At 49.3% G+C, this 4415-nt stretch carries 4 protein-coding genes, 4 tRNA genes and 1 rRNA gene; 1 reads left to right on the top strand and 8 read right to left on the bottom strand.

All coding sequences use genetic code 11. The features are described from left to right. The 5 genes from CBE72_RS10555 to CBE72_RS10535 all read right to left on the bottom strand — a co-directional run. Positions 1-138: GTP-binding protein (locus tag CBE72_RS10555; RefSeq protein ID WP_240613085.1), on the bottom strand; the 138-nt coding region annotated here is incomplete at its 3' end. A gap of 116 nt (positions 139-254) precedes the next feature. After that, positions 255-330 (bottom strand) — tRNA-Thr (locus CBE72_RS10550). Positions 331-339: 9 nt separating this feature from the next. Further along, positions 340-413 (bottom strand) — tRNA-Gly (locus tag CBE72_RS10545). Positions 414-505: 92 nt separating this feature from the next. Then, positions 506-590 (bottom strand) — tRNA-Tyr (locus CBE72_RS10540). Between the two features lie 8 nt (positions 591-598). After that, positions 599-674 (bottom strand) — tRNA-Thr (locus CBE72_RS10535). A gap of 233 nt (positions 675-907) precedes the next feature. On the opposite strand from CBE72_RS10535, the gene coaA reads away from it, so the two are divergent. Then, the gene (gene coaA / locus CBE72_RS10530; protein ID WP_039036033.1) at positions 908-1855 is read left to right on the top strand and encodes a type I pantothenate kinase; all 948 of its coding nucleotides are present in this window, start codon (positions 908-910) and stop codon (positions 1853-1855) included. On the opposite strand, the gene birA is transcribed toward coaA, so the two are convergent. From birA to rrf, 3 genes are all read right to left on the bottom strand, one after another. After that, the gene (birA, locus tag CBE72_RS10525; protein ID WP_100143497.1) at positions 1856-2815 is read right to left on the bottom strand and encodes a bifunctional biotin--[acetyl-CoA-carboxylase] ligase/biotin operon repressor BirA; all 960 of its coding nucleotides are present in this window, start codon (positions 2813-2815) and stop codon (positions 1856-1858) included. A 2-nt stretch (positions 2816-2817) separates the two neighbouring features. Beyond that, the gene (gene murB / locus CBE72_RS10520; protein WP_100143496.1) at positions 2818-3843 is read right to left on the bottom strand and encodes a UDP-N-acetylmuramate dehydrogenase; all 1026 of its coding nucleotides are present in this window, start codon (positions 3841-3843) and stop codon (positions 2818-2820) included. Positions 3844-4337: 494 nt separating this feature from the next. Then, positions 4338-4415, bottom strand: a 5S ribosomal RNA gene (rrf, locus tag CBE72_RS20660); the annotation flags it as partial.

The raw sequence follows: 4415 nt of genomic DNA, 5'->3' as shown, positions 1-4415 counted from the left end.
GTCACGCGCCTCACCACCGTAAGTCTTAGACAGTACAGTTGAGATAGCAGCAGTCAGAGTGGTTTTACCATGGTCCACGTGGCCAATGGTACCCACGTTAACGTGGGGTTTACTACGTTCAAATTTAGCTTTAGACATGGTATTGCCTCAATCTAAGATTTTCTGGTGGTGAAACCATATATAGTGAAAAAGTCCGATGCAAATGAATGACATCGAACAGATTATAAAAGGTAGAGGTAAAATCTAAGATAGGCTGGTGCTGATAGGCAGATTCGAACTGCCGACCTCATCCTTACCAAGGATGCGCTCTACCACCTGAGCCATATCAGCATGCAAATTTGGAGCGGGCAGCGGGAATCGAACCCGCGTTATCAGCTTGGAAGGCTGGAGTAATACCATTATACGATGCCCGCGCAACCTAACTTAAGGCTACCTACTTACCTTGANAATACCATTATACGATGCCCGCGCAACCTAACTTAAGGCTACCTACTTACCTTGAAAATGGTGGAGGGAGAAGGATTCGAACCTTCGAAGGCGGAGCCGTCAGATTTACAGTCTGATCCCTTTGGCCACTCGGGAACCCCTCCGATAAAATTGGTGCCGGCACCAAGAGTCGAACTCGGGACCTACTGATTACAAGTCAGTTGCTCTACCAACTGAGCTATGCCGGCACTTCATTTCGGTAGCGGATATTAGGTAAATGTCGGGTCGAGTGCAATAGGAAATTAGTTTTTTTTTCGAAAAAGGCCCTAACCGATGCTTTTTCATCCTAATTAAGAGCGGGATTTACACGCGCCGATGATTCTTTATACACAGGGGAAAGAATTCAACCCTACTCTGGGATTTTTTATTGTTCACGAATAATTCATGGTGTACTGTGCCTTGCCTGAGCAGAGGAAATCAGATGACAACAGCCAACTCAATTCAACAGGCATTGTATATGCCGTTTCATCGCCAGCAGTGGGCCGAGCTTCGAGAATCGGTACCTTTGACCCTGAGCGAAACCGAATTGAAAAAGCTACGGGGGATAAACGAAAAGGTTTCCCTCACAGAAGTCACCGACATCTATCTGCCCCTCAGCCGCCTGCTTAACTTGATCGTTGGCGCCAAGCAGCAAAGAGGTTTGGTGTTAAATGAGTTTTTGGGGCAAACCCCGGCCAAGAGCCCTTACATTATCAGTATTGCCGGCAGTGTCGCCGTGGGGAAAAGCACCACAGCCCGTATCCTGCAAGCACTGTTGAGCCATTGGCCCGAACACCCTAAAGTCGATCTGATTACTACAGATGGTTTTCTTTATCCCTTAGCAGAGCTGAAACAAAAAGGGTTACTGCAGCGTAAGGGATTTCCAGAAAGCTATGATATGAAACTCTTGGTGGAGTTTATCGCCGCCATCAAATCAGGCGCCGAATTGGTCGAGGCTCCGCTATATTCCCACATCAGTTACGACAGGCTTCCCGAAGTGCAGCAGGTCAGACAGCCGGATATTTTGATCCTGGAAGGCTTGAATGTACTGCAGACAGAGCTGGATTCTCCCGTGAGCATCAAGCGGCCATTTGTCTCTGATTTCGTAGACTTCTCTATCTATGTAGATGCCGATGAATCACTGCTGAAACATTGGTATATAGACAGATTTTTGCAGTTCCGGCATACGGCGTTTGCCAATGAGCGCTCCTATTTTCATCACTACGCCAAGCTGAGCGATGCCGAAGCCGAACATATAGCCGCCAATATCTGGGACACCATCAACGGCCCGAACCTGAATCTGAATATTGAGCCCACCCGCGAGCGGGCACATCTTATTCTGAAAAAGGGTCAGGACCACCTGATGGATCAAGTGCTACTGCGAAAATAATCAAGCGCTGCGTAAGCTTATTTCTCCACCGACAAAATGCTGTGTGCCTATATCTGTCTGCAGGATAACACCGCCTTGCTCATCCACTCCAAGGTAGTGGCCGTTAATCTGTTGCTCACCCAGCAGCAGTTTGACCTGTTGACCGGCAAAGATATCAGCACTCTGCCACCTGGTGCTGAATGCCGCCAATCCCTGACTCTCAAACAGCTTAATATCTTTCAATAGCTGTTGGTGAAGATTGATAGTCAATTCAGTCTTGTTCGGCATAGATTCAAGCCCACTGAGATCGCTCCAGGGTTGGTCCAGTTGTTCACCCAGTTCAGCAGGCATAGCCATATTCAAGCCTATCCCGATCACCAGATCGCATTCGCTGTCGGCAGTACCACTCATTTCAATCAGTACACCGGCAAGTTTACGGCCATCGAGATAGATATCGTTGGGCCACTTCACTCCCAAACCGGCAATACCGAAAGACTCCAACACGCTAACCAGTGAACAGGCAACCACCAGACTCAAGCCCATCGCCTGAGAAAGGCCTTGAGAGAACTGCCAGTACATAGAGAAATAGAGGTGACTGCCGTAGGGCGACAACCACTGGCGTCCTCTACGCCCTCGTCCGGCAGATTGGTACTCGGCAATACAGAGATCGCCATTACTCAATTCATCGACATGGTTGAGCAGAAATGTATTGGTACCACCGAGTTCATCAAAGTAGAAACAACGGTTATCTATAGTGGAAAGCAAACGCGGCTTATCAATAAGATGCAGGCTTCTCGTTAACTTATAGCCTTTGCCTTTCACGCTGAAGATATCGATCCCAAAAGCGGTCAAGGCACTGATATGTTTGCTGACAGCCATACGGCTGATACCCAGTTGCTCGGCCAGCCTTTCACCGGAGACAAACTCACCCTGCTGCAACAGCTGTAATATTTCCCGTTTGCGCTTCCACTGTTCGGTCATCGTCAGAGACTCCTCTCTCCTGTTGCCGCAAAAATTCGCGGTTCGGGCTGCAATTCAACACCGAAGCGCGCTTGCACTTGCCGGATAATTTCCCGCGCCAAATTGGCCACATCTTCACCGCTAGCGCCGCCTTTATTCACCAGCACCAAGGCTTGCTTATCATGAACTGCGGCTGCTCCCATCTGGAAACCTTTCAAACCTGCCTTATCGATAAGCCAGCCTGCGGCCAGCTTAACCCTTCCATCTTGCTGAGCATAACCCACCAAATCAGGAAAGCGTTCGGCCAACTTAAGATAGTCGGCAGCAGCAACCACAGGATTCTTGAAAAAGCTGCCGGCATTGCCAAGCACTACAGGATCCGGCAGTTTTTCCTGACGAACCTGACATACCCGCTCAAAAATCATGGTCGCGGTCACCTCAGTCTCTTCAGCGAGCGACTGCAACGGCCCATAACTCAGTTTCGGCTGCCAGGCTTTAGGCAGTTTCAAGCCGACAGAGGTGATCACAGCCTTACCCTTGAGCTCATTTTTGAAAATTGACTCACGATAGCCAAAATCACAATCAGCGGCCTCGAGACGAGTTAGCGCGCCGGTCTGCAGGTCTAGATACTCGACCCAGTCACACAACTGACACAGCTCAATTCCATAGGCGCCTATGTTTTGAATGGGCGCTGCACCAACCGTGCCCGGGATCAGAGCCATATTCTCAAGCCCCGGCATCCCCAGCTTAAGCGTTTCGCAGACCAAATCGTGCCAGTTTTCACCGCCGGCAACCTTTAGATAAAAATGCTCTTGATCCTCACAGACATCGATTCCCTTGGTAGCGATTTGAATCACTGTCCCTTGATAATCTTCAAGCAGCAATAGATTACTGCCACCCCCGAGGATCAACATAGGGATCTCATCGCCCTTATGCTGCATACAAGCCTGGACAAGCTCCGCGGTAGAACTCGCTCTGATGAGTTCCCGACAGTAACAGTCGATTCCAAAGGTGTTCAAAGATTTCAGGGAGTGGACTAGAGTTGGCATCTAAAGCTTTCACTGCAAATAAAAGCAGCATTGTAACGGGATTAGCCGGCTATTTCAGCCGCAAAACACCCATAAGCGAATATCCAGCGGCAAGCTACTCGGCTGCTACCGACTCAAAGCTGGATTAAGGCAAATCTCACAGGCCCTAACGCAAAAAAGCCACCTTATTCAGATGGCTTCTCTACTTAAGTCTCGAGTACCTTCATTAAGGATACTGGTCGGGTTAAATCTCTGGAGCACAGAGATTTAACCTGACCAGACAAGTGAGTTGAGCCATTCTCAATATCTCCACAGCACCATCTCACATGGGGGCGAAAGACATCTGCTCATCAAGCACAGCTTGATAGATGGCTGTAGCGCGAAGCAGCTTGGCTGCGAGCTGAGGGGCCCGCACTGCGTAAGCAGCTTTGGGCTGCATGTTAAGTCGTGCTCGCTGGAAGCGAGACAAACAAAAAAGCCCTAGCATTTAGCTAGGGCTTTTTTGTTTGTTAGGCGTCTGGCGATGACCTACTCTCACATGGGGAGACCCCACACTACCATCGGCGCGATTGCGTTTCACTTCTGAGTTCGGG

The sequence above is a fragment of the Shewanella carassii genome (assembly GCF_002777975.1).
Classification (GTDB): domain Bacteria; phylum Pseudomonadota; class Gammaproteobacteria; order Enterobacterales; family Shewanellaceae; genus Shewanella; species Shewanella carassii.
This window is presented reverse-complemented; position numbering and strand designations above follow the sequence as displayed.

What these genes read in the sequence shown, in the direction of transcription:
- birA (WP_100143497.1), bottom strand. Translation starts at nt 2,815, where the DNA reads ATGACCGAACAGTGGAAGCGCAAACGGGAAATATTACAGCTGTTGCAG.
- murB (WP_100143496.1), bottom strand. Translation starts at nt 3,843, where the DNA reads ATGCCAACTCTAGTCCACTCCCTGAAATCTTTGAACACCTTTGGAATC.
- coaA (WP_039036033.1), top strand. Translation starts at nt 908, where the DNA reads ATGACAACAGCCAACTCAATTCAACAGGCATTGTATATGCCGTTTCAT.